Source organism: Nostoc sp. DedQUE07 (genome assembly GCF_034530975.2).
Lineage (GTDB): Bacteria > Cyanobacteriota > Cyanobacteriia > Cyanobacteriales > Nostocaceae > Nostoc.
In genome coordinates this window covers 25106-48056 of sequence record NZ_JAVRCC020000043.1, presented here as the reverse complement: position 1 = coordinate 48056, position 22951 = coordinate 25106, and the positions used below count along the sequence as shown (strand labels likewise).

Below are 22951 nucleotides of genomic sequence, written 5' to 3'. Positions count from 1 at the left end.
AGTTGACCTTGAGGGTAGTCGAAGGATCAAAAGTCAAAAAGCCTTTATTTTGGGCTTTTGAAAGGGTGTCTATATTTATACCTTAGTGTACTAGTATAGTTTTTCAAGGTGACTAAAAAGTGTTTTCAAGTTTCTTTATTCATTAAAGTTATCTTAACTAATATAGTCTAAATATAGTCTAAAAAATACATATTCATCAAAGCAACTAGCAGACAGTTTTGCAGCACATTCCACGATTTTCCCCGCTTTTCTTAGTGCCATTCGGACGTATATGGTTGACTTAAACTTACAATACGGTTATCAACGCTATGCTTTTTATTTTTATACAACCAGAGTTGTTGACAAGAAACTTCTGTGATACCAATTCACTAAAATCCTGAAACAGATCCAAAACTGGAAACTCTTATCAAGTAAGGATTTTTGAATTGCAAATTCGTATGACTACTAGCAATATCTCATATCACCTAGCTTTGAAGAAAGTATAGCCATTTTTCTCTTGATAACGTATTATTTTGTACGGCAAAACTTCTGATTATTCCTTATTGTTCAAGCTCTAACCTTCAACCGAGCGATCGCCCTGTTTCAGAAATAAGCGTGTTTTGCTCCTGGAAAGAGACTGCTGATTTCTATTAAAATGACTGACCCTTGAGGCTGATTATCTTTTACTGAGATTTTGCCGCCATGAGCTTCGATCGCCATCTGACAAAATGCCAAGCCCAAACCAACTTGCTCAATGTTTTTCATCAGAGTCCCAATTTCATACTTTTCAAAGACTTTTTGCTTGAGTTCGTCACTGATTCCAACACCCATATCAATCACTAGAATCTGGGTTGTCAGCTCGTCTAAATAATTGACTTGCACCGTAACTGGACTTTTAGACGGAGAAAATTTAATTGCATTTGATAATAAATTGTCTAAAACTCGACGCATCACGAGCTTATCGGCGTAAATCGGTCTTTCGGGTTCTGGGAGGTGGGAAATTATCTGAATCATTTTTTGATTGGCGATCGCCTGTATATCGCTGATACAACTATCAATCAGGCGATTCAGCTCGATTGTCTCCAGATTCACGAGCATTTTTCCTGACTCTAGTTTTGCCATGAGCAGTAGGCTTTCGGTTAGCGATCGCAACTGTTGTTCCGCTATTTTTATGCGATCGATCCGAATTTGACATTGCTCTGGCAAATTCGCTCGGCTGAGTATTTCACAAGACAAAACAATGTTAGTCAGAGGATTACGCAAATCGTGTACAATCATATTTGCCATGTCCGATCGCATTTGTAGAGAAGCTTTGAGGGCATCATACTGTTGCTTAATGCGGAGCATCGAGCGAATTCTGGCGCGTAACTCTAATGCACTTACAGGCTTACTGAGAAAATCATCTGCGCCAGCTTCGAGGCAACGGGCTAAATCTTCTTTCCCATTCAATGCAGTGACTATAACGACCGGAATATGCTTCCAATTTGGATTAGTCTTGATGCGACGGCACAGCTCAATGCCATTTAATCCTGGCATCATCACATCAAGCAAAATCAAATCTGGCTGACTTCTTTGTAGCCGTTCTAAGGCACTAACACCACTCGATGCATATCCCAAACGATAGCCACAATTGTATAGAATGCCGCTGATAACTTCAAAATTATCGGGTTCGTCATCCACTAATAGAATCGTCAGTTCTTGATTCACTATTTCAAATTCACTCATGCACGAACAACCCCAAAGCGTAAACCAGACTGAGCCAAATTGATTATACTCTTAGTAAATGAAGGCAGAAGTACAGAGGCAGAGGGCAGAAGGCGCAAAAGCTCTTATTGTAAGCTTTTTGTCTGTTACTAATGGTTGCTTTATTTACGCCGTGCTGTACTAGCCTTCAAAATAACTTTAATAGACGCAACTGATTAGCCGGACATGATATCACGTACCAGACATATTCAGTTAGCACAACTGGAGATATTTCTTCATCGTGTTGACGAGATGGATGGGACTGATGGGTTTGGTCAAATAATCATTCGCTCCAACGGCTAAACACTTTTCTTTATCCCCCGACATGGCTAAAGCCGTTACCGCCAAAATGGGAGTGTGCTTGTATTGCTCCTGCGATCGAATTTGGCGAATCGCTTCTAGTCCATTCATATCTGGCATTTGAATATCCATCAAAATCAAGTTGAAAGACTGCATTTGGGTGAGATGAATCGCTTGCAAACCATTGTGGGCAACCACAATGTTAAACCCTTTCAATTCTAAATAAGCTTGTAGCGTCTCAATGTTATCGAGGTTATCGTCTACCAAGAGAACAACAGGTTTCTTTACTACATTCTCTGCTGTATTTTTTGTTTCTACAGGTAAGAAGGGTGAAGCAATTTCGGCAATAGCAGTGGTGCAATGGACAGGCTTATCTGAGTTAGGCTGATTGACCTGTTTCCAGGGAAGCATCACTATAAATTCGCTGCCTTGACCGACGGTGCTGCGAACTTTCACGGAGCCTTTGTGTAGCTCGATAATCCGCCGGACTAAGGCTAAACCTAACCCCGTACCAGCATAACGCCGAGATAAGCTGCTATCGATTTGAACAAAGGGCTGAAACAATTTGTCAATGTTTTCTGGAGCAATGCCAATGCCCGTATCGATGGCGCTGAAGCTCACTGTTTGTTCGGCTGCATTGCCTTGCACTTTGAGGATGACAGCACCACCATTGGGTGTAAACTTGATGGCATTGGTCAGCAGGTTGATTAATACCTGGCGTATCAGTCGTTCGTCTAACTCAATGTCAGGCAGATTGGGAGACAGTTCGAGGGTAAAACTAATTTGCTTTTTGAAGGTTTGCTGTTGGATAAAAGGAATTGTGCTGCGACAAAGTTGCTCCACTGAAACGGGTGTTATTTGTAGGTCTAGCTTACCGGATTCGATTTTGGCTAGATCGAGAATGTCATTAATTAGTTCTAATAAATGTTGCCCATTGGTTTGAATTGTGGTTAAGGTATGGTGTTGTTGCTCGGTTAAATCCCCGTATGTTCTTTCTTCCAAGACTTCAGACAGTCCCAGGATGGAGTTGAGGGGGGTACGAAGTTCGTGGCTCATATTCGCCAGAAATTCGTCTTTGAGGCGAGTCGCACGGGCTAGTTCTGCATTGGCAATGGTCAGTCGTTCGTTAATTTTCCGAAGTTGTTCCTCAGTCTGTTTGATTTGGGTGACATCAAAAATAATGCCAACGATATGCAGTGCTTGTCCAATGTCGTCAGTTACGGTGCTGCCTTGTTCGAGCAAATATCGCTTTTCTTGGGTTGCGGGGATGTAAATGCAATATTCGACCTGAAAGGGCTGTTGATTGGCGATCGCGGCTTGAATTACTTCGATAACGCGATCGCGGTCTTCTGGTACAATCAGCGAGTTGACTGGGCAGAGAGTGCCTTGATTGGCGATATCTATCGGGTCAAGCTGGAATAATGTCGTTAAGCGATCGTTAAAAAAGACAAATGTATTATGTCGATCGGGATACAGCTTGTAGACAATTCCCGGTAGGTTTTCAGCCAGGGTGCGATAGGAAAGCTCGCTTGCTTGCAGATCGATCTCAGTTTGCTTGCGGTGGCTAATATCTCGGATCGCGGCTAGAAAGGCTTTACGATCCTGCCAGGTAATTTCCTCAACGCGCACTTCAACTGTAGTCACCCTGCCAGTGGGATGCGGAATCTCCAGTTCAAACGTCTTTTGGAGCGTGATGGAAATTCCTAAATCTGCACCCTGGTAGTCTGCCTTTTGGCAATTGAAAATTCGATCGGCAGCCGGATTGCTGAAAAGAATCTGTCCTTGGGAATTTAGAATCAGGATGCCATCAACTGTCTTAGAAATGATTTTTTTGAGGCGCTTTTCGCTGTTTTGCAGTTGTTGCTCAATATGCTTGCGATCGCTAATGTCTTCCACCACCGCCAAGTCACCAATGAGTGTACCCGCAGCATTATACAGCATCGATACTGTAAGACTAACCCATTGTAGCCGACGATCTTTGCGGATATAGCGGATTTCAAGGGTTATTGATGCCAACTCACCGTGATGTAAATGAGCCAACTCACCTTGGATTACTTCTAAATCTTCTAGATGGATCAAGTCTTGCCAAGACATATCCAGTAGCTCAGATTGAGTATAGCCAGTCAGTTGACAAAAGCGTTGATTGACTTGGATATAACGTCCTGATGGGTGAGATTGGCTAATGCCGACAGCTGCCTGTTCAAACAAAGACCGATAACGCACCTCACTTTCACTCAATGCTGCTGTGCGGCGAGCAATTCTGGCTTCTAGCTCCTGGTTAAGCTTTTGTAGTTCCAGTTCTGCGTGTTTGCGATCGCTGTCATCTGTACCAATTGCCGTTACAAACCAGCAGTGATTGCTCTCATTCCAACGAGATGTCAGTGTATCTAAAATCCATCGAGTCGAGCCATCTGGATGATAAAAACGATACTCAAGTGTGGTTTCTCTCTCGGCTTTAATCGCCGCCTGCATCCGCTCCTGTATGACTGCCCAATCTTCTGGGACAATGTTTGATAACCAAACTTCCGCCAGAAATTCCTCTGGTCGATAGCCAAACACTCGTTCGCATCCCTTAGAGTGATAATCAGTTTCCCAAAAACCATTTGGATAATATCGAAAATGCCCAATTGACGCACCTGCACTGTTCAACACATCATTCAGTTTTGCCTCTGAAGCTTGCAAAGCCAGCTCGGCTTGTTTGCGTGCCATTTGTGTGCGTTTAAAGTCATCGATATCAGTAACTGTGCCTACCCAGCCTGTAATTTCTCTTGATTGGTTTCGGATTGGTATTCCCCGCCCCAGAAACCAGCGGTATAGTCCTTGATGGTGACGGACGCGATATTCGCTCTCAAATAAACTGCCAGTGGCGATCGCTTCTTCCCATTCCTGGAGGGTGCGATCGCGCTCATCGGGATGAATCGCTGCTGCTCCCCCCAATCCCATTGCCTCAGTTTGACTTTGTCCCGTGTAGTCATACCAGCGTTGGTTAAAGTAGTTAACGGCACCTGTTTCATCTGTCAACCAGACCATCTGGGGCATTGCTTCTGCCAGGTCGCGGTAGCGTTGTTCGCTTTCTCGCAGAGCTTGTTCAGAGTATTTGCGCTCAGTGATGTCAGTGATAGTTCCTATATAGCCAATTACGTTGCCAGAGGTATCAGTTTCAACAATCGCCAGACAGATCAGCCAATGCACCTTTCCATCTGGTCTCTGAAAGCGACACTCCATTAAAAAGGGAGTCTGCGATTGGGTAGCTCTCTGCCAGTTGAGAAAGACCCAATCGCGGTCTTCGGGGTGCAATGCTCGTTTCCACCCCATGTCCATTGCCTCGTTGAAGGATAGCCCTGCTAGTTGACACCAGCGGGAATTAACATATTTACAGTCTCCGCTCGGATCGGTGTGGAAAATGCCAACTGGTGATAGTTCAGCCAAGTTTAGATAACGCCGTTCGCTTGCTTGAAGCGCTAGCTCGGCTTGTTTGCGATCGCTAATATCCGTAAGTATACCAAACCAAATAATACTGCCATCTTCTTCCTGAGAGGGAATAGAATGTCCGGAAATCCACTTCAAGATGCCGCTAGGAGTTCTGATGCGAAACTCCATCTCCCATGCTTCGAGCGTTGCAGCCGATCGATCGATGGAAGCGCCGATTTTTTCTATATCTTCTGGGAAAATAATATCCCACACGATTTGCACATCCTTGAGGAGTTCCTCTGGCGTATATTCATACAAATCGACAATACCTTCGCTCATAAAGATCAAGTTGTTTGACCCATCCGGCAAGCGCTGATATTTATAGACGGCTCCAGGCACCATATTAGTAAGTTGACGCAGTATTTGCTCACTTGTTTGCAGAGCAATTTCGGTTTGTTTTTGTTCGGTGATGTCTGTATTGGTGCCAAACCAGCGCAACACCCTACCCTGTTGATCTCGGATGGGAATAGCACGAGAGAGAAACCAGCGGTACTGCCCATCTCGACCGCGCAAGGGAAAGGTATCTTCCCAGATTTCGCCTGTTTCAAAGCAGTGGCTAATTTTCTTCACTACCCGATCGACATGATCGGGGTGATGTACCTGCTGCCATCCCCAGCCCTGCATTTTTGCCAGTGTGGTGCCTGTGTAGTCAAACCAGCGCTGATTATACCATTCAATCCAGCCATGTTCGTCAGTTATCCAGGCAAACTGAGAAATGTTGTCTGCTAGGGTACGGAACCGGGCTTCACTTTCCCTCAGTTTTTGTTGTGCCTGGACAAGTTCGGTTATATCCATCACGGATACGCCAACGCCGATTACTTCCCCATTGGGTAAACAAACGGGATAGTGATTGGAGATGGCGCTGCGAAATACACCCGGCCTGACCTCACCGCTAAACTCCAGATTCAGAACTGGCACTTGGGTTTCTATAACCTGGAGCAGCATGGGAGCAAACTGAGATGCCATTTCCGGAAAAACTTCCCATAAGGTGTGTCCCAAATGCTCACTTAATGGCAGGTCGTTGATTTTGGCTAATGCCTCGTTGCCATAGAGGTAGCGCAGTTCCCGATCGAACAGGGTTAGCCCAACTGGAGATGCTGCGATCAATGCCTGAAGCAGAGCTTCGCTGCGCTGGCGTTCTAGCTCGGCTTGTTTGCGATCGCTAATATCGGTGAAAATGCCACACCAGACAATACTGCCATCCTCTTCTTGGGAGGGGATAGAATGTCCTAAAATCCACTTCAAGACACCGCTGGCAGTTCGGATGCGAAACTCCATTTCCCACGGATCGAGGGTTGCTGCCGCTCGGTCTCTCGAAGCACTCATCTGCTCCATATCTTCGGGTAGGACGATATCCCAGGCGATTCGTCCATTGTTGAGGATTTCCTCCGGTGTATGCTCATACAGATCGACAATGCCCTGGCTGATAAATACAAAACCATCTGCCGCATCCGCCGACCGCCGATATTTAAAAACCGCTCCAGGCACGGTATTCATGACCTGACTTAAGGTTTGTTCACTCGTTCGCAGAGCGGCTTCAGCCTGTTTGCGATCGTTGATATTAATAGCTGTACCAATGATGCGATGGATATTTCCCGCTTCGCTCCGGATTGGAAATAGGTTGGTGAGCGCCCAAATTGAACCCCCTGGAAAAGAAATATATTCTTCATAGCTGATCTTCTGACCCGATTTTAGACATAGGACATACTTTTGCCGGATTGCTGAACCGACCGCCTCACCAAATGCTTCCTCTGGCGTTTTACCCTGAATTTCTTCGCAGGTAACTGAGCCATATCGTTCAGCCACAGGGTTGAATTCCAGGAAGCGAAATTCTTGATCTATGCTCACCTCAATCACAAAAATCGCCAGTTCTGCTCCTGTGTAGATGCTACGGAGAAATTCTTCCTGTTGACGCAGTTTGGCTTCGGCGTGCTTGCGATCGCTAATATCAATTAGAATGCCGTGCCAAATAATGCTACCATCTGCTTGTCGGGAGGGGATGGAATGACCAAAAACCCATTTTAAGACTTTGCTAGCAGTTATCAGGCGAAACTCCGCCGTCCAAGGAGTGAGCATTGCAGCAGATTGGTCAATCAAATCCCGCATCCTCTCTGCATCCTCTGGAACGATGAGATGCCAAAGCACTTGGGAGTCGTTGAGGATTTCCTCTGGGGTGCGATCGCAAAGCTTGATAATACCTTGGCTAATAAATCGAAAACTTTTCGTTCCATCCACACAACGGCAATAGGTATAAACCACTCCCGGAACTGTATTGACCACCAGGCGTAAGGTTTCTTCACTAGCTTGTAGAGCAGTTGCCATTACTTTCCGTTCTGTGATATCTGCGATCGCTCCCACCATGCGAATCGGCTTGCCAGTTTGATCCCGGATTGCCTCTCCACGAGAACGACACCAAATATACTCACCTGATTGCTTACGTCTGCGAAATTCTACTTCATAGGGCAAATGGTCTTCTAGGTGGCCTTTTAGGGTTAATTGCATCAGATCGCGATCGTCGGGATGGATCTCTTCCCTAAGCATCTCATCGGCAAACTTCCAGGCGTTTTTGGCTGGGGATGGGTAGCCTAAAATTTCCCAATAGCGATCGCTGGCAATGACGCGATCGCTGACAAGATCCCAATCCCACACTCCTTCGCCGATACCCCGAATGGCGAGTTGATAGCGTTCTTTGACTACGCTTAATTCCAGTTCCAGTTTTTTTTGCTCAGTAATATCGATGTTGGCCCCAGCAAGACGGTAAATCTCTCCGGCTTCGTTGCGAATCGGAAAGCTGCGGTTCCAGAGCCAGCGAATGGAGTTATCGGGACGGATAATCCGATAGGCAAAGGAGCAAACCTCTTTCCCTTGACAAGCTTGCTGGTTAAACGTGACTACGCCATCGCGATCGTCTGGATGAATAAAATCGAGCCAAGATTGAGGATTGTCATAGGTTTGCTGCAACGGCGTTTGGTAAAGATATTCCCAGGCTGGGCTGGTATAAATCATCTGCTTACTATCGAGGGATTTGAGAAAAAACACATCCTGACTATTGTCAAAAATTTGTCGGAGTTGGGCTTCGCTTTCTCTGAGGGCAGTTTCTAGCTGCGTGCGTTCGGCTTCTAACCTTTTTTTCTCGTTAATATCAGTGACATACCCGATAATCTGAGTTAAGTTGCCGTTAGCATCTGCAAAAAACTGTGCCTGAGTTTCAATCCAGATATAATGCCCAGCCTGATGTTGCCACCGATATTGCAAGTAGAGATGTCCCTGATGTTCAAAATACTCTGCGACGGCCGTTTGCACCCGTTTCTCATCCTCTGGATGAATGCTGGCAAACCAATCGGCTGATGTCTGGGGCATTTCAGAGGCGTTATAGCCAAACACCTGCTCGGCATTGATGCCCCACATCATGCGATTGGAGGATGTATCCCATTCATACAGCACTTGTTTAGTGGCTAGCTGGGCAGCATGATGGCGGTTTTGCCACTCTAGCAAGACGTTGATATAGGCGGCTTGTCTAGCTTCAGCTTGCTTCTTTTGGGTGATATTGCGCGCCACGCACAAAAACGACGTGACGGTTCCATCCATGTTATATTCTGGAACGACACGGGTTTGAAACCAGATGGAGCGCGATTGAAGGCGAAGTTGATATTCAATCGTTTGTTCTTGCCTGGTTGCTGCTACTTGTTGAGTGAGAGTTTGCCACTCAGCAAGATGTTCTGGGGCAAGGGTGGCAGCGAGCAGTGGTTGACCAATCAGCGCTTCTGGCGCGTAGCCCAATTCGACCTCAACAGCGGCGTTGAGATAGAGGTAGTGTAAGTCTCGATTGAGCCGAAAAATCACGTCAGGGGAACGATCTAGCAATGCGGTAAGCTCTTGCCCTTGTTGCTGGAATCGGGCCGCCGTTTCGCTGTGTTGAATGGCGATCGCCACCTGAATGCCAAGTTGTTCTAAAAATGTGACCTCAGCCGGTTGCCAATCACGCGGCACAGCCGATTCACTGGCGCTAACCAGTCCCCAAAATTGGTTGTTAACGATCGCCGGCACTAGAATTTTGGCTCTAATCTGCAAATGCTCCAATAACTCAACATGGCAGGGGGTCATCCCTGCCGTATAGATATCGGAAACTACTCGCACTCGTCCTTGGCCGTATCGTTCTGTCCAATCTGGAGCAAAGCAAGGATCGTAAATCTCTTCACTGACAAAGGAGCGTTGACCGGCGGCGAGGGACTCTGCTACTACCTGGAACTGCCCATTTTCCAAAAAGTGATAGATCGACACGCGATCGCAGCCCAAAAACTGCCGCACTTCAGACACCGTGGCATTGAGTATTTCCGCCAAACTCAGCGAAGCCCGAATCCGCGTTGAGACTGCCATTAAAAGCTGCGATCGCTCTGTCTGAAGTTTCAAAGCGGCGATTGATGCCTCATCTGGCCGATCGGGTTCTACAGGTTGCAGCAAACGGCATAAACTTTCGTAGGTCAGCAGCCCTAGTAACTGCCCATTGTCGTCTAATATCGGCAAGTGCTGAATCTGGTGTTTTTGTAAAAGGCTCAGGGCAACATCAGGATTCGTTAACTCAGATTGCCGTAAGGCGATCGCTGGTGGTTCAATTACCTCTGCTAAAGTGACTCCAGCAAGCGATCGCCCACTGGCAACCAAACGTGTCACCACTCGTTCGCTGAACAGTCCCATCAGTTGGTTTTCACTGACTACAGCTAAACAGCCTGTGCAGTCGTTAGCCCCCATACCGGGATCAAAGTTGCCAGAACTGGAGTTCAAAAGTGCGATCGCCTCTGTCACCAGCACATCTGGGGTAACGGTGATGGGCGGCGGTGCGATCGTGTTTTCTAGGACAAGCCTTAACAGAAATGAGCGGGGCAAGAACATAACATTTCCAGCCACAATACTGAGATGAGAAACATCGGGTTGGTCAACAAGAGGAAAAGGGGCAGGGGGCAGGGGGAAAAAAGTTTGACCCTTGTTTACTTTTATTTAGACAATTTGGTTTTATTGTGCTGACTTACTTACTACTTAGAGATTGGTTTAACGATTCAGTCTAGCCTATTCTGCAAAAGCAGTCTCTCGGCTTATACTGAATTCCCAGAAAGCTAAGTCAGTAAATTAAGTGGCTAATACCAATTCTCGCTCATTGACACTCCTCAGCCTAAAGCCCGGATTTCTCACCACATCTCCAGAGAGCTAGGGGAGCAGGGGAGAGTTGTTGTACAAGTTCTTTCTCCTGTGTCCCTCTGCCCCTCTGCTCCTCTGCTCCTCTGCCCCTGAAGTTCGTCAAACTTGTGAGAAATGCGGGTAAAGGCATGAGGATTCTTGGTTCAACGAGATAAGGCAATATATTCAAACCCCAAAAGGCTTGCCATATCTGACCCATCTTCATTGCATAAAGCCTGCGGTATAGCTGCGCTTAGAGCATAGCCCATTGCCAAAAGCAGGGAATTGCGAATTGGTATAAGTTTCACAGTAATTCTACGAAAACAGTATTTAGCATCCAGTACTTCCCCCAATACGGATAAAAATTTGTTCTTGATGCACTTAAGTAAATAATACCGCAAAGGCAAAATCCATTAGAGATTAAGGAATTACTCTCTTTTAAGGGCAATCCTCTCAGCCCTAATGTTAAAGAGTAGAGTTTTAAATTCAACTCCACTCTCATTGTTCAGGGTTTAATTATGACGGCAACCTACGATATTCAGCTCGCGATCCTTTCATTCTGCATTGCTGTCTTTGCTGCTTATACAGCACTCGACCTAGCAGGACGAATCATGGCAGCTCGTAATCTGGCACGTCTTTTTTGGCTCGCTGGAGGTGCGGCTGCAATGGGCATTGGAATTTGGTCAATGCACTTTATTGCTATGCTGACTTACCAGTTCCCTGTCCCAGTTTTTTACGATCTGCCTATCGTTATTTTGTCCCTAATGGTGGCGATCGCTGCATCAGGAAGAGCATTGTTTATTACGAGAGACAACCTTCAATCTGGTCATAGGGGGAATTTTACTAGGAAGTGGAGTTGGCGCAATGCACTACAACGGTATGTCAGCTATGAAACTTGAGGGAACGGCTGACTATAATTTGCTTTTTATTATTGCCTCGATTCTTTTTGCCTTATGTGCTTCCATCATCGCGCTCTGGCTTGCATTCCGAATTAAAGAACTCCAAAAAATAAATTATCCAATTTGTCTACTCAACTAGACTTATTTTCTTCCTTGTCCCCCTTGTCCCCCTTGTCTTCCTTGTCCCTCTGCTATGGAATATTTTTTTACTTGGAAGTCCCTTAAAGGGGAAACAAATCCAATCAGCAAATTACGAAAAATCAGTAGTAGCTTCATTTAAACATCTTGCTTTAGCAGCATAAGGAAAAATCATCATGCAATCTACTCTCAAAAAGATTTTAGTTGTCGAAGATGAACCTCAAGTCCGCGAGAATATTGCCTCAATTTTAGGGTTTGAAGGGTTTTATCGAACTACGGCTGAGAATGGCTTGATTGGCTTGCAAAAGGCCAAAGAAGAGATGCCAGATTTGATTATTTGCGATGTGATGATGCCGGAATTAAATGGCTACGAGTTTGTCCAATCGCTCCGTCAAGACCCGAAAATGGCCACTATCCCTGTGATTTTTCTCACCGCTAAAGCCGATCGAACTGATTTGCGATACGGAATGGAACTAGGTGCGGATGACTATCTCACCAAACCCTTCACTCCTTCTGAACTGCGACGAGCAATTGAGGTTCAGTTCAAAAAGCAAACGATGATTGCTCAAAAGAACCAAATAAAATTTCAGCAGTTGTGTAACACGATTACGGTGTCATTACCCCACGAACTGCATACGCCATTGCAAACTATTATTGCATTACCACAGTTATTAATCGAAGACTGGGAATGTACGTCAGATACTGAGAAATTAGAAATGATCGAGGCAGTTTATACATCCGGCAAGCAGCTTTATGGCTTGACTCAAAACTTTTTGCTCTACGCCAAACTCGAAGTAACCCTATCTGATGCAGAAAAAGTTGCTAGTTTCCGAGAATATGCCCCTAAGACCTCTCTCAAAATGATAGTTGAAGAGACTGCATATCAGGAAGCCCAGAATGCACAGCGAACATTAGATTTAGAGATCGATCTACAAGATGCAGCCGTACAGATTTCACCTACTAGTCTCAAGAAAGTTATGAAAGAATTGATTAACAATGCTTTCAAATTTTCTCTGTCAGGTTCTAAAGTCAGTGTCGTTGGCCTTCCAAGCAATAACCTTTATTCGCTCTATATAATCGACCGCGGTCGTGGCATGACCTCTGAGCAAATTAAGAATGTGGGTGCTTATATACAGTTTCATCATAAGTTGTACGAACACAATGGTGCTGGGTTAGGGCTAGTTACTTCAAAACGCTTAATTGAATTGTATGGAGGAGAGTTGACAATCGAAAGCATAACTGGCGAACAGACTATTGTTCGGATTGCATTGCCAATGCCACTCACTTCTCAAGAAGATCGGCCAGATACAAATTGAATCATATTGAAGGACTTGAGAAGAGGCTTCAAGATGCTAGATTTACTCCATCCTCTTTTAAATTCAAACAGTTTTATTCCACACGGACATTGCTATCTCTGGAAACCAGGATTGGTGTGGCTGCACGTGCTTTCTGATAGTGTGATTGCATTGTCCTACTTCTCTATTCCCTGCTTGCTCGTCTACTTTGTCTCCAAACGACGCGATATTCCGTTTAACTGGATATTTCTGATGTTTGGTGCTTTCATTATTGCCTGTGGCACCGGACATCTGATGGATATCTGGACATTATGGTATCCAACTTACTGGCTGTCAGGTGTAGTCAAAGCCTTGACAGCCCTTGTTTCAATGTATACAGCTTTGGAACTCATTCCTCTGATTCCTAAGGCGCTAGCGTTATCGAGTCCAGCTCAGTTAGAAGCAGCAAACCAGGAGCTAGAACAAGCTCTCAAACAGTTGCAGCAGGCACAATCTCAACTAATTAAAACCGAGATTAAACTGGCTAAAGCCGAGATATTGCAGCAAAGTGAAGAGCGATTTCGCTCGTTGCTCCAAAATGCATCGAATATCATCGCTACCTTAGAATCAAGTGGACGGGTTGTTTATGTTAGCCCTTCTTTGATGCATATTCTAGGACATCAGCCAGAAGATTGGATTGCTAAAAATCTTCCTGAGTTAGTCCACCCAGACGATGGCCTTTCTGCGTCAGCGCTGCTGTATCGAGCCATTGATAATCCATCTCAAAAAACAACAGTAGAATTTCGTTTGCATCATGCGGATGGTTCTTGGCATGATTTTGAGGCGATCGCGAAAAACCTCCTAGATGAGCCAAATGTAGCGGGCATTGTGATCACCTGTCGAGATATCACCGAGCGAAAACAAGCAGAAGCCGAAGTGCGTAAAGCACTAGAGAAAGAACGAGAACTAAATGAATTGAAGTCGCGCTTTATTTCAATGGCTTCTCACGAGTTCCGCACGCCATTGGCGATCGTGTCATCTTCCATCGGCATCTTAGAAGACTACGGACACCGCCTCAATCCAGACCAAAGCCGAAAGCAGTTTCAGCACGTCCAAAAATCTATCACTCATATTACCCAACTACTAGACGATGTGTTGATGATTAACCGCGTAGAAGGTGGGAAAGTGGAATTCATGCCAACTGCGATCGATGTTATGCAGTTTTGCCACGATCTAGTAGAAGAAATACAACTGAGTGCCCCTAGCCATCAGATTACGCTGTTTATTACCGACAAACGGAACGCAGGCAGCAATAGTTATACTCAACTCGACAAAAAGTTACTCCAATCTATTTTGACTAACTTGTTGTCGAATGCTGTCAAGTATTCCTTTTCAGGAAGCGCAATTGACTTCAACCTGATTTGTCAAAATGAAGAAACGATCTTCAAAATTCAAGATCGAGGTATTGGGATTCCCGATGACGATCGAGACCACTTGTTTAAGCCCTTTCATCGGGCTAAGAATGTAGGGAATATTCCCGGAACAGGTTTAGGGCTTTCAATTGTCAAAAAATGCATTGACCTGCATGGCGGTGAAATTAAGGTATGCAGTCAAGTAAATATAGGTACAGTCTTCACTGTTATAATCCCTACAAATCAAATGGAACTCATAGCTGGTAGGGCTACCCCATCCAATAATGAATAGACTTGTCCGAAAATTTGAAAACCAGTCTGTATCCATTTGTCACAAGTTAAAAACGAGTAGATTTTGTCAATACTAGCCCGCAGTTCTCACAAGCAGTAAAAAATTAATTTACATGACCTGATGTGAGGCTTTTTTTTGATATATCATCAATCAAAATTTAGGCGCAAAGATGAATTAAGTATAAAGCCCAGTTATTAAATTAAAATAGTTACTCTTTTTGTATCAGTACTCGAATCAGAATGCTCTGTTCATAAAATGCCTGCATTCCAAAACAAAACTTGAATCAACCCAAGCCCAAAGTATCATTTATTAGAAATACATAAAAAGGAATTTAACTTCAACTTAAGCAACCACTGGGACTGACTTTGGCTGTTCAAATCTGAACTGTTTTGGTATACGATCTGTTGAAGATGGGGTCATACTTGTAACTGCTGAAACACTTAATATATCCACATTTTCGCAGTTTTTCACCCCCTTTTTTATCTCTTTGTGAGAAATCCGGGTTAAGCGTAAAATACTTGATTCATCTGAAGAGGGTTGGTGAAAGCGAGTTAATTTCATGGTTTTTGCAACACAGCAGATATTTCTAATTGTTGCAAATTGAGTTCTTGAAAGGGTGGAGACGTTTCGGTTAGCTTGATTTTACTCGGTTGAATGGATTTGCCATTCACCTGTAACGTATAACTACTTTGCCGCAGGTGTTCTATAAAGTAGACCCCGGCATCATTTGTAACTGATATGAGCCGCTGCCCGGAATCCACGCCGGAGCCAACCTGAATTGCTTCGACTCGGACACCACTCAATGGGGTTCCGTGGCTATCTGTGACAATGCCTGAGAGCGAATAGGCAGGGACGAGGGGAACTAGCACAGGAGTATAGCTGCCAGCCACAACCTTAACTGCATAAGCACTGGTTGCTGCCTGCCAATCGGGGGGTAGCCCTGCTGCATCCAGATCCAGACGATAGGTGTTGGGCAGCAAACGTACCAAGATGCGATCGCGGTCAACCTGTGCCCTAGCAGCTTGAACCATTTGATTATTGATCGTCACGAGATTGGGATCTGTGTAAAACTCCTCGCCTGCATCGCGTTGGCCGTTGTTATTGCGATCAAAGAACGGCTGCACCAGAATACCACCCTGAGTCCGTAAATAGTTGGCATGACGATCGCCAGGAGTGATACCACCTTGAAGATTCAGCCCCGATACTAACTCGATACCAAAAGTCGATTCGCCTGTTGTCACTGATACGCCCTGATAGCGTGCGCGGAGCATTACGCCAGGGATGATTGTAGTGCCCACAGAGGCAAGTACGCCAGAACCCCGCGAGCCGATACCATAGCCTAATTGGGCTTCCCATAACAACGTGCCATCGATGGAACGTTCTTTTGAGCGATAACGCCAAGCGAGATTAACTAGATCGTCATTCCTATTTTGGTTGTAAGTGTCGTAGCCGAGAACAAAGGAATGTCCAGTTGTAAAATCGCTGTGCTTTCCCAGGTAAAAACTTAGCGCCGACTGGGAACTGATTTCATTGCCGATAGAGTTCAGTTCAAGTTTTCCCAACCGTTGAATCAGATTCCAGCGCAAGTGACTTTTGGTGTCAAAAGTAAGGCGGGCAAAGGTAAAAGAATCTCTGCCACTGAAGTTGAGTTGAATGCCTCCAGAGGTGGCATCATTACTATTGGTGTTGCCCAGCAAAGTGATGCCTTTAGCCAGTTGCCAATAGGCATCTAATCGGCTGGAGAAGCGATCGTGGGTGAACCGGGCACTGAAGTTTTGCGATGGGTCGTAACTGACATCTGCATTGATGTCCCATGCTGAATTATCGCTGCCGCTTAGGACTGAAACTGCTGCCTTGAAGGGGACGTTTTCTGGCTGCCAGAAGAGTTCGGCTAGTCCTCTTAAAGACCGATCGTAGACAGTGCCTGCACCTAGCGTCACGCTATTTGAAACGCCCCATCGTTGAGCAATGCCACCCCGAAATGTGGAAAAATCGCCAAAGAGATTGTTATTATCCTGTTTGCTGTAATCTCGATTCACTCCACCGGAAACGATCAACGCGGAAGCACCAGCAGGAAGTTGACCAGCCAAATTGGAAAACGTCGCGTCTCGAATTTCTGGTTGGGCAGTTAATTGTCCTTTGGGATAGAGGAAGACCTGGTAGTAGCCGCCCAGCGCTGGGGTTTCCAATTTGAGATTCTCAAACCGATACACGCCAGAGGAATCCACCAGGGTTTCGGCAATGATGCGATCGCTAAATCCTTTTACCAATCGCACTAAAGTCCCTGGTTCTGCCTGCCCGGACACCGTTCGTCCCACCTGTGCTGCTTGCAGGCGTTGGCGCGGATCGCTTTCGCCATAAAATTGTGGCGGTGGTGTGTAGCCCTGGCGCTGAATGAAGGTAAAGCCTACATAGTCGTTAGGGCTGAGGTTCTGCCAGAAGGGGGGCTGAGTACCCACAAAATAATCATTAGCATCGGTCTGGCGTTGAAATAGCGCATCTGTAATCCGCCAGCTATTGGAACTAAATAGTTTGGGCTGGTCTGCCCGCACAAACCAACTGCCGCCCAAAATGCTACCCACCGCAGTCAAATCTCCGCGGAAAGCAGTTGGGGTTGAATCTCCACCACTGACGCTGACCCCTTGTTCGATCGCAGCCAGAGAAATATCTGGCGATGCAATTCGGGGTAGCCCTTCAAGCTGCACAGGAGCCTCTTCCAGTGATGAGCTTTGTTCCGGTGCCGTCAGCCAGGGTGCGTCAAACACAATCGCGTACTCTTTGAGATCAAACTCAACCTGAACTCCAAATAGCGATCGCACCTCCCCCACTGAAAAAACCAGACCCAATTTTGGATCGGTGTGGAGTTTGGCAGGATCGATACGAACGGCAAGACTGGGCGATCGTAATTCGATTTGATTGTCGGGTAAAACTTTTGTGCTTAATTTCAGCGCTTGCACCACGGCATCATAGGGCAATAACCAATGTTCTAGATCGAGCGCTTTCGAGCTATTTTCCTGCCCCCGAACAGAAACCCCCTCATTGACATTGCGCCCACCAATGTTGATACCCACCGGAAACACTGTAAAGCCCTCCGGCACCTGAGCAATGGGAGACAGATTCGGTTCCGATGTCTGCATCTTCGCATCGCTTGTTGGCAAAGTGGCGGAATTTGCTGAAACTATAGGCGCAACAGTCACAGGTTCAACCGGACTCGCCTTTTCGGAACCTGTAGGCGTAACAGTCACAGGTTCAACCGGACTCGCCTTTTCAGAACCCAAAGACTCAGGTACAACCTTTGGGGCAATCTCAGGCTGTGTTGCCGGAATATGCACAGATGGAGGTTCTGTAACTAGAAACTCTATATCTTGTAAATCAATGGATAACGGTTGTCCCAGCAGTTTTGCATCTGATTTAACGCTTGATTGTGCATCAGCACCCGATGGTTCCTGTTCTCGATCGCGTGCTGATGGACTTAAAGCAATTGATTTAACGCTTGATTGTGCATCAGCACCCGATGGTTCCTGTTCTCGATCGCGTGCTGATGGACTTAAAGCAATCTGTTTTTCATCAATAGATTTAGGAGTAATGCTAAAGATGCCGATCTCCGAAAGAGATTTACTATTAGAAATGTTGTGGGGAATTGAGTGGACGATGGCGGGTGGGGGAATTGTTGGGAACATAGAGGTAAGCGGAGTTAAAATCAGCAGGCAAAATCAGCCTTCCTCAGGTCTTCTAGGTGGCTCTTAACTTTGTGCAAATTAGTTAGCAAGCAATCTGTTGAGACCCTACACAGTCGGCCAGTCATCGTCGTAAGTAGTTGGACAAGAATATTTACAGTCATTGTGAATGAAGCTTCCCCGCAGGGGTACGCTTCATTCACAATGGCGTTGTGTAATTAATTCTGCTCGATAAAAGTAGGACGCACGGACAAGGATTTTACGTCATTACGAGCAAAGCGTTTGCGGAGCGTCTCGTAGAGAAGTAATCGCAAAGGCTTAGTTTTTCCTCACGAGTATCACGAGTACGTAAGTCCTAAAAATTCTTGATTGTGCAGTTCCTACTTTGCAGGTACTATCAAATCCACCGAAAATGGCACTGTCTGAGCGTTGTCCTCACCCCAGAGCAACTGTCCACTTAGTTGGTAGTTACCAGGGAGTAAGGGCGATGTATCTTTTTCTGAAACGGCTAAAGCTAAATTACGATCGCCCAGAGCAATGATGGCAGTAGGCGCCAATTCTCCACTCCGAAATACTTTGTTTGCTTGTTTCAACGACCAGCGAACCATTGGGCGCACAGATGCATTGCCTATATTTTTGACGAATAGTTCGAGATGCTTTTGCTTGGCATTGAAACTGGCACGATCGACAACTAAGTTCGGCGCTGTATCTCCCTTGCGGACGTAAACAGTCGTACCGACTCGAGTGATAATGCCAACTTTCCGTCCGATTGTGTCTGTTGACTCATTCAAGGCTTCTGTAAAGATGACTGCCCGGTATTCACCATTCGCTAGGCTGGGAGCAAGTTGAGCCACCATACGAACCCGACGGCTACTTCTGGGTGGCACAATCAATTCTCTAGGAGAAAACTGTATATAAGAACCCAGATAGCTTGAATCAGAGGGTATTGTTTGGAACCCGCGATCGCGGCTGTAAGTGAATGGCTCCGTATAAACCCTCGCCCGCAACGGCGTATCCCCAGAGTTGATCACGTTAAGCACTGCTTTTACTTGTCCCCGGTTTGCCTGGGCTTCAATCACCAGAGGGGATGCTCCCAGATTTGCCCAAGCAGCACCATTGACCAAACAAGCTGCTGATAGTAACCAGCCACTCAGTTGAATGGCTTTTAAAGTTGTGGATGAAGCGGGCTTGTGAACACGGGAGAACATGATGACCGATCCTGGCTTTGCGAATAAATCTAAGGATTAGAAGGAATGAAAGAATGATTGATGGGGGAAGTAAACAAGTTAGCTAGAATTCCCCCATCTGTATCTTTGTACGTTGCTTTATTAAGGGGTCACTGTCAACGTCACAAACATATCGTAGGCACCGCTGGGGATTAGACCAAGGGTTGTGGTTGTCATATTCACACTCAAATTGGTGACACCTGGCAGGGGCACAGGAAAAGGAATAGAGGGTGCGACAATAGCAACAAGGTTTGCGCCTGTGCCTGTAACTGCAACTGTCTTTACGGCTGTAGTATGGTCATAGCCAGCGGGTGCAGTGGTTTGTTGGGGTGCAGATGCCGAAAGGGTTGCCAGAATGTTATTACAGGTGAGTTTGGCTTGGCCAGAAGTGCCGCCACTGGTTGGCAGACTGCTAAGAGTTGTGCCAGCAACGTCTAATCCTAATGTGCCATTCTGGACATTGCTAAATGTGCAGGAGGAAAGGACATTTCCATTAAAATGAACATCGGTACTCCCTGCTTGAGCAACAGAGCTGAACGCAAACGTGCTACCAAGAATCATTGCCGAGAGTAGTAGAATACGACGCATAATGAATTCCTCAAGTTAACTGAATGGATGTTGAATGATGTTCCAGAGATGCCTGATGTCTCAGAGGCATTGAGCGTGATGCTCTCAACCTTTTTGCTTTTCAGTCACGCTCGTTTCTCTAATTTAATGACCCCAAGTAACTTTGTAATTCGTAGCTCTACGCGTTTAATGAACTCGCTTATCCTGAATTCAGTAATCCTTTTAGCAATCAATGACCTCAAACAAGGGTGTCATCTGTAGCTCTACGCCTTTACTGAACTTCCCCATCCCGATGTCAGTAATTTTGCTAGGGTACTGTTAGTAATAACAGTAAAAATCACCACATTACGCAAATATTGAGTAATTATTTACACTTAGTGTGGTAAAATTTACTAGAGAAGACGACTCTCTAGATTAGCCAAGTAAGCCTTGGGATCTCTGCGAAATCGATACTGTTCAATTCTGGCAATGCGTGGTGTTTTTGCAATTGAGAGCGTAATTCGAGCCAAGTATGAATATCAACTTGTGCTAAATCAGATGCGGTAAAAGAATGAAGCGAAGTTGCGATCGCGCAGGCAAGTTTGACAGAACCACGAATAACGAGGGATGAGGGGGCAACCTTACAACCTGTACAACGACGTTGATGATGACGTAGCATACCAAAAGCATGTTATAAGTCATTATTAGTTCTGGGAAAATCTTCAATTTCGTAACAATGAAAAAGCCCAGACCAGTAGCTATGGGTGGTTTTTATAAAGTTATCGATTGCAGTGTTCAGCGTACCAGCTTTCTGCTTATGTTGGGACATTTCTATTAACTGGAGTTTAGACTAGTTTCCGGTGCGAAACTGCCAAACAAATCAGAGTAAAACTTGATAATTAATCAATATTTGTATACACAAACTATTGATTAACTATCAAGCTGTATTGAACTATTTACTCTGCTATTTTTAATAGTCTAATGTTGAATTAGACTCAAGTTTAATTGATAGTAACAATTTAAATAAACAGGTGACATAGCAACGGACAGCAGGCTTAGTACACGTAGCGAAAAGGCCGAAATAAAGTCTGCGTTACTTTGCACTCAACTCTGCGCTCCTTTGCGTTTTAATAAACTTATCCTAATGTCCTAATAGCTTTGGCGACTGCTATAAATTTTTTCAGTTTTGAGAGTCTCGCGACTAATAATAGTTAAATTATGAGCAATAATTCCCCAGCCAACCCAACGACAGAATCCCAACTCTCCCCTATATAAACAACGTTGTAAGCCAAAACATCGTTTCAAGAAACTTATACGTTCTTCTACTCTATTAGCCTAATTGTTGATTTACAGACGATTATATCCTCACATAGATGCTTGTCAACAGACTGTAACGTTGTATGTACGCATTTATATGGAGACGCATATCAAGAACCCATATTAACCACGTAATAATCTGGGTTTTAGCCATCGTGTAAAAAACCTACACCTGTCAGGGGGATTAAAGTTGTTGGCTTATTCGTATCAATGAAAGTATTTCATGAACAAGTAAGCTTTTCTTATCTCAAAGAAATTTTGGGCAACCCGTACATCTAATTTCAGTGTCTCTGTCAGGCACAGCGATCGCTCTTGGCAGGCGGATAGCCATCACAAAGCGCGCTCAACGAAAGCAGCGATCGCTCAATGCTACTGACTAGAGGTAAAGTGAAATAAAGTGCGATCGCCACTGAGGTATTTTTGTGAACACTACCATGCCAGCAATAGAATTAGAAGATGTTTAATATTTTGGAGAGTCCGTCAAACTCTTGTTATGTAAAGCTTTTCAGAAATTGTTTAATCGTTTTATTTTTTTATTGGACTAGGAGTCAAGTATCTTAGAAAGTCATGACTGAAATTGTTCAACCGTTATTTCTTAATTGTCACGAAATAACAAGCATTTGATGGGCTAAAATTGTTCAACCGAATTATTTGTCTACAAGAGTAGATTTATCAGAGTAGGAAACTCTTAGGAATTCATTCTATCACCTGGCATATTCACTCACCTACTTGCAAGAACACTGGAGCAATGGCTAGTAAGATCCACAAAACAAATACCTAAGTGACGTAAAATCAAACTCCATCTGGCATTTGCGAAATTGTTAAGATCCATGTGTTGCGACTACTTAGTACAAATCTTAACTGTCCGCCTATACGATATTGCCCAGAAAACACTGCTGGAAGTTGCCCCAAATATATCTGCAAGACTGAATAATAAATCTTACAGCAGTCAATTGATGATCTTCTACACCGCGATTGACTGCTCTTAGAGTGGGAGCAGAACCAAGGTAAATTGTCCGAGCAACGCGGCGACAGGCAGAGTAACGTCCTAAATTCGGATTTTGGCGATCGCACGCCAATGGGAGAGAATTATATCCATCTACATCTTTTTCAATCACTGGCACCCAGTTATCTTCCAGGTAGCGAGTCAATTCTGTTTGTACCTGTCCGTCATCCATTGGGACGCTAGCAGGCATAGGCTGATTTAAGATATGCTGATTTGACGGAAGCAATCCTGTCCCAAGTTGCTCTAGAGTTAGCTAGCTTAGTCGGTGCTGACTTAAGCCGTGCGACTCTAAAACAATCCTCTTTATTTCAAGCCGATCTAGAAGGAGCAGTCTTATATGATACTACACTAGTTGATACCGATCTTAGATACGTCAATTTTAAAGATACTCAATTAAGGGGTTCTGATTTTTCCGGTTCTCGTGTCAAAGGAGCCTGTTTTACAAATGCTCAAGGGTTAATTTACCAATAAAAAGAGTGGCTTAGAATTAATTGAGCTT

General features: G+C 45.0%; 12 protein-coding genes and 3 pseudogenes. 5 read left to right on the top strand and 10 right to left on the bottom strand.

The window, feature by feature from the left end:
• Positions 1 to 156 precede the first annotated feature (156 nt).
• The 4 genes and pseudogenes from RMZ95_RS25675 to RMZ95_RS25660 all read right to left on the bottom strand — a co-directional run.
• Positions 157 to 359 (bottom strand): annotated as a pseudogene (locus tag RMZ95_RS25675) (IS5/IS1182 family transposase); the annotation flags it as partial.
• 223 nt (positions 360 to 582) lie between these two features.
• On the bottom strand, positions 583 to 1704 hold the full coding sequence (locus tag RMZ95_RS25670) for a hybrid sensor histidine kinase/response regulator (protein WP_322683227.1): 1122 nt from the start codon (positions 1702 to 1704) through the stop codon (positions 583 to 585).
• A gap of 231 nt (positions 1705 to 1935) precedes the next feature.
• Entirely contained in the window at positions 1936 to 10383 is an 8448-nt protein-coding gene (locus tag RMZ95_RS25665) for a PAS domain S-box protein (protein WP_322683226.1), read from the bottom strand.
• Between the two features lie 446 nt (positions 10384 to 10829).
• Complete coding sequence (locus RMZ95_RS25660) at positions 10830 to 10973, bottom strand: hypothetical protein (RefSeq protein WP_322683225.1); 144 nt, start codon at positions 10971 to 10973, stop codon at positions 10830 to 10832.
• 210 nt (positions 10974 to 11183) lie between these two features.
• Here RMZ95_RS25660 and RMZ95_RS25655 point away from each other — a divergent pair, with 210 nt between their 5' ends.
• From RMZ95_RS25655 to RMZ95_RS25640, 4 genes are all read left to right on the top strand, one after another.
• Entirely contained in the window at positions 11184 to 11564 is a 381-nt protein-coding gene (locus RMZ95_RS25655; RefSeq protein WP_322683224.1) for an MHYT domain-containing protein, read from the top strand.
• On the top strand, positions 11530 to 11703 hold the full coding sequence (locus tag RMZ95_RS25650; protein ID WP_409883806.1) for an MHYT domain-containing protein: 174 nt from the start codon (positions 11530 to 11532) through the stop codon (positions 11701 to 11703). Before RMZ95_RS25655 ends, RMZ95_RS25650 begins: the two co-directional genes overlap by 35 nt.
• 175 nt (positions 11704 to 11878) lie before the next feature.
• Entirely contained in the window at positions 11879 to 13018 is a 1140-nt protein-coding gene (locus tag RMZ95_RS25645; protein WP_322683223.1) for a response regulator, read from the top strand.
• A gap of 33 nt (positions 13019 to 13051) precedes the next feature.
• Complete coding sequence (locus RMZ95_RS25640) at positions 13052 to 14680, top strand: PAS domain-containing sensor histidine kinase (RefSeq protein WP_322683222.1); 1629 nt, start codon at positions 13052 to 13054, stop codon at positions 14678 to 14680.
• A gap of 557 nt (positions 14681 to 15237) precedes the next feature.
• Here RMZ95_RS25640 and RMZ95_RS25635 read toward each other — a convergent pair.
• The 6 genes and pseudogenes from RMZ95_RS25635 to RMZ95_RS25610 form a co-directional block, all read right to left on the bottom strand.
• The gene (locus RMZ95_RS25635) at positions 15238 to 18360 is read right to left on the bottom strand and encodes a carboxypeptidase regulatory-like domain-containing protein (protein WP_409883803.1); all 3123 of its coding nucleotides are present in this window, start codon (positions 18358 to 18360) and stop codon (positions 15238 to 15240) included.
• Between the two features lie 377 nt (positions 18361 to 18737).
• On the bottom strand, positions 18738 to 19565 hold the full coding sequence (locus tag RMZ95_RS25630) for a P pilus assembly protein, chaperone PapD (RefSeq protein ID WP_322683220.1): 828 nt from the start codon (positions 19563 to 19565) through the stop codon (positions 18738 to 18740).
• A gap of 120 nt (positions 19566 to 19685) precedes the next feature.
• Positions 19686 to 20171 (bottom strand): hypothetical protein, encoded by a 486-nt coding sequence (locus RMZ95_RS25625; protein WP_322683219.1) that lies wholly within the window; start codon positions 20169 to 20171, stop codon positions 19686 to 19688.
• A 388-nt stretch (positions 20172 to 20559) separates the two neighbouring features.
• Entirely contained in the window at positions 20560 to 20808 is a 249-nt protein-coding gene (locus tag RMZ95_RS25620; RefSeq protein ID WP_322683218.1) for a hypothetical protein, read from the bottom strand.
• Positions 20809 to 21278: 470 nt separating this feature from the next.
• Positions 21279 to 21461, bottom strand: a pseudogene (locus RMZ95_RS25615) (ISNCY family transposase); the annotation flags it as partial.
• A gap of 854 nt (positions 21462 to 22315) precedes the next feature.
• The gene (locus RMZ95_RS25610; protein WP_322683237.1) at positions 22316 to 22642 is read right to left on the bottom strand and encodes a hypothetical protein; all 327 of its coding nucleotides are present in this window, start codon (positions 22640 to 22642) and stop codon (positions 22316 to 22318) included.
• A gap of 14 nt (positions 22643 to 22656) precedes the next feature.
• Between RMZ95_RS25610 and RMZ95_RS25605 the strand changes: the two are divergent.
• A pseudogene (locus RMZ95_RS25605) lies at positions 22657 to 22923 on the top strand (pentapeptide repeat-containing protein); the annotation flags it as partial.
• Between the last annotated feature and the right edge of the window lie 28 nt (positions 22924 to 22951).